This window comes from Arthrobacter sp. Y3223164 (assembly GCF_059091005.1).
Map to the genome: position 1 here is coordinate 1 of NZ_JBNHGF010000320.1, position 3,181 is coordinate 3,181.

At 71.1% G+C, this 3,181-nt stretch carries 3 protein-coding genes and 1 pseudogene; 3 read left to right on the forward strand and 1 reads right to left on the reverse strand.

All coding sequences use genetic code 11. The features are described from left to right. The 3 genes from AC5RUJ_RS13285 to AC5RUJ_RS13295 form a co-directional block, all read left to right on the forward strand. On the forward strand, positions 1-850 hold an 850-nt coding region (locus AC5RUJ_RS13285), incomplete at its 5' end, for an acetate--CoA ligase family protein (RefSeq protein ID WP_494155986.1). 47 nt (positions 851-897) lie between these two features. Continuing rightward, a complete protein-coding gene (locus AC5RUJ_RS13290; RefSeq protein ID WP_493977911.1) occupies positions 898-1,563 on the forward strand; it encodes a DUF5998 family protein in 666 nt (221 codons plus the stop codon). 85 nt (positions 1,564-1,648) lie between these two features. Further along, positions 1,649-2,749 (forward strand): alkaline phosphatase family protein, encoded by a 1,101-nt coding sequence (locus AC5RUJ_RS13295; protein WP_494128741.1) that lies wholly within the window; start codon positions 1,649-1,651, stop codon positions 2,747-2,749. Between the two features lie 90 nt (positions 2,750-2,839). On the opposite strand, the pseudogene AC5RUJ_RS13300 reads toward AC5RUJ_RS13295, so the two are convergent. Continuing rightward, a pseudogene (locus tag AC5RUJ_RS13300) lies at positions 2,840-3,181 on the reverse strand (hypothetical protein); the annotation flags it as partial.

Genomic DNA, 3,181 nt, shown 5'->3' on the forward strand with positions numbered 1-3,181 from the left:
CGCTTTTGCCAGCCCCGCCAGCGCCGTGAACGCGCTGGCGGCCGCGGTCCGCTACGCCGAATGGAAGGCCCACGACCAGGGCGAGTTCCCCGAGCCTGCGGGAACGGATCCCGCCGAGGCGCAACGGCAGATCGACGCCCTGCTCGGCGGGGTCACCGGGACCGAGCTGCTGACGCCGACCCCTGCACAGACCGCCCGGCTGCTGGGCTGCTACGGCATCACGGTTCAGGAGTCCGCCGGCTTCACGCACGACGACGAGGCCGTGGCCGCCGCCGAACGGCTCGGCTGGCCCGTGGCCGTCAAAACCACCGACGCGCGGCTGCGGCAACGGCTGGACCTCGGCGGGGTCCGGCTGAACATCACGGACGAGGCGACCCTGCGCGCCAACATCGCGCACATGCGGGCCAGCCTGGCCCCGTTCGGCGACATCCCGTTGGAAGTCCAGTCGATGGTGCCCGCCGGCCAGGCCTGCACCATCCGCTCCATCGAGGATCCGCTCCTGGGCCCGGTGGTCTCCTTCGGGCTGGCCGGCGACGCCGTCAACCTGCTGGGGGACTGGTCCCACCGGATCCCCCCGCTGAGCACCGTGGATGTGGCGGACCTGGTCCGCGGGCCCCGCGCGGCGGAGAAGCTCTTCGGCTACCAGGGCCTGCCGGCCGTGGACGTTCCGGCGCTCGAAGACCTGATCGCCCGCGTGGCGCAACTCAAGGACGAACATCCCGAAGTGGCCCTGCTGGAGCTCAACCCGGTCCAGCTCTCCGACCGCGGCCTGGCCGTGCTGAACGCCGAACTCCGGCTCGGAAACCATGCGCACCGCACCGACAGCGCGCGGCGCGCCATGCGGGACTGAACCTGCCGGGTTGGCCATCCGGCGGCAGGGTAGGGGATTATGGAACCATGAGCCCCCTATCGACGGCCGAACGCCGCAGTCTCGACGACGCCCTCAACCGGGCCGGCTTTTATCCGCTGCTGGTTTCCGACGTGGTCCACGACGCCCTGGACGAGCGCGAGCCGCTGTCCCACCTGGTGCACCTGGAGACACACTTCGACCGCAACGAGGTGCACCGGCACATCACCGTGCTGGTGCTCACCGAGGACATGCTGGTCATCACGCACGTGGACGACCAGCAGCTGGACGACGAGGGCGAGCAGATGGTGGCGCAGATTTCCACCGAGTCGGTCCCGGTCAGCCAGATCCGCTCCGTGGTGCTCAGCTACGTCTACGCCCAGCCGCAGAACTACACCTCCGCCGACCAGGCCCGCGAACTGACTCTGGCCATCGCCTGGTCCGGCGGCCAGCGACTGGACATGGGCCCGGCCGGTTGCGGCGATCCGCAGTGCGACGCCGACCACGGCTACACGGGCAATATCGTCCAGGAAGACATCGTGCTGCGGGTCAGCGCGGAGGCCGACGGGCTGCAGGCGGTCCAGAACGCCAAGGACTTTGCCCGCGCGCTGCGCAAGGTCAGCACCAGCCACCCGGAGCCCGCCGCCGCGCCGGGCCCGGTGCAGCAGCGCCCGCGCATCGGCAACCGCCTGGTCCGCGGCCACCACGGCCGCTGATCTGCGGGATCGACGCTGCGTGACGCTGATACAGGAACCGCTTCCGGCTGCCCCCGGCTACGGCCGCAACTCGCTCGCGGAGGTCATGACCAGTGCCGCGGCCGCGCTGGGCGCCGAGGGCTTCGATAATGAGCTGCAGTTGCCGCAGGCGCGGCGTGTGTGCGTGGTCATGGTGGACGGACTGGGCAAGGCGCTGCTGAAGCAGCGCGGCGGACATGCCCCCTTCCTGCGCCAGGCGATGGACAACTCGCGGACCCTCGGCAGCGCCCTTCCCTCGACGACGGCGGCGTCCCTTGCCAGCCTGGGGACCGGGCTGGCGCCCGGCCTGCACGGCATGGTCGGCTATGACGTCCTGGACCCGGGGCAGGACAAGGTGGTCAACCAACTCGGAGGCTGGGACCCCGGGGTTGACCCGCAGGTGTGGCAGCCGCATGCCACGGTGTTCGAACGTGTAGCCGGGCAGCTGCCGGTGACCACCGTCAGCCTGCCCCGGTTCGCGGAGTCGGGCATGACCCGGGCGGCGCTGCGCGGCAGCAGGTTCGTGCCCGGCGCCACCGGCCATGCCCGGACCCAGGCCACCGCGGAAGCCTTGGCGGCTACGGACCGGGCGTTGGTCTACCTCTATTTCAACGAACTGGACAAGGCGGGCCACCGGTTCGGCGCGGCGTCGGCCCAGTGGGGGCATGCGCTGGAGGAACTTGACTCGGACATGCGCCGCCTGGCCCGGCAGCTTCCGGCCGATACGCTGCTGCTGCTGACCGCGGACCACGGCATGCTGGACGTGGCCGAGGAGTTCCGTTTCGACTACTCGGCGGACCCGGCCCTGGTGGCCGGGGTGCGGCACACCGGCGGCGAACCGCGGCTGGTCCACCTCTATTTCGAACCGGACGCCAGGGCCGGGCAGCGCGAGCAGGTGGCCCGTGCCTGGCTGGAGCGGTATGGGAAGCAGGCCTGGGTGTTCACCCGGGAAGAGGCGGTCAGCCGCGGGTTCTTCGGTCGGGTGGACCCGCGGGTGTTGCCGCGCATCGGAGACCTGATGGTGGCTGCCCGGGAACCCGTGGCGTTCTACGACACCCGGCGCGTGCCGGAGACCGCGATGTCCGTGGTCGGCCAGCACGGCTCGCTGACGAAGGCGGAGCGGGAAGTGCCCCTGCTGACCCTGGTGGCTCCGGGCAAACGGCGCTAGTCCGCGCCCGCAGGCAACGAGAGGTTGACGGGCCAGGCAGCCTGGCAGGCCGGGCGCCCAGCCCGGGTCTTCTCTGCAGCCGGCGGCAGGTCAGTCGTGCTTGGTGCCGAAGACGATCTCGTCCCAACTGGGCACGCTGGAGCGCTTCGGCTTGATGGAGCGCTTGGGCGGTTCCGGGGCCGGATCCTCCCGCACCGTGTCTTTGGCCCCGGGTTCGGGATCGGCGGCGGTCTCCGCGCCAGCCTGCGCCGTCCGGGCCTTTTCCGCGGCCGCTCCGCTGCTGTTTTCCACGGTTTTCAGCGCTGCGGTGGAAGGACTGACAAACTCAATCCGGTCGTCCAACGGGGCGCCCGTTTCCTGCGCGCCGCCGCCGGTCGCCGGCTCTGCGTCGGCCTCTTCCCCGGTGAGGTCGCCGTCCTGGTCGCGCACGCC

Coding starts and splice junctions, on each gene's coding strand:
- AC5RUJ_RS13290 (WP_493977911.1), top strand. CDS start 898: ATGAGCCCCCTATCGACGGCCGAACGCCGCAGTCTCGACGACGCCCTC.
- AC5RUJ_RS13295 (WP_494128741.1), top strand. CDS start 1,649: ATGACCAGTGCCGCGGCCGCGCTGGGCGCCGAGGGCTTCGATAATGAG.